This is a genomic window from Sodalis-like endosymbiont of Proechinophthirus fluctus (assembly GCF_001602625.1).
In the GTDB taxonomy this organism is placed as follows: Bacteria; Pseudomonadota; Gammaproteobacteria; order Enterobacterales; family Enterobacteriaceae.
Map to the genome: position 1 here is coordinate 13,091 of NZ_LECR01000016.1, position 327 is coordinate 13,417.

1 protein-coding gene is annotated in these 327 nt (G+C 49.8%); it reads left to right on the forward strand.

The window, feature by feature from the left end; translation table 11 throughout:
- Positions 1–21: 21 nt before the first annotated feature.
- Positions 22–327: ABC transporter substrate-binding protein (locus BG74_RS15915; RefSeq protein WP_244267163.1), on the forward strand; the 306-nt coding region annotated here is incomplete at its 3' end.

Here is a 327-nt window from a genome sequence, read left to right on the forward strand (position 1 = left end):
TAACCTCAATAGGAGAACTGCATGTTTAAACGTTTATTAATTGTGGCGCTGCTTGTGATTACGACGCTGGCACAGGCTGCTGATCAGGTCAACCCTTATCATTTAATGAACGATGCGGCGAGCAAAACCTTTACCCGATTGAAGAATGAACAGGGCAAAATCCACCAGGATCCCAACTATCTACGCACCGTTGTGCGCGAAGAGCTGATCCCTTATGTGCAGGTGAAATACGCCGGCGCGCTGGTGCTAGGGCACTATTATCGCGAAGCCACACCGGCGCAGCGAAGCGCTTATTTTAAAGCATTCCAGGCCTATCTAGAGCAGGCT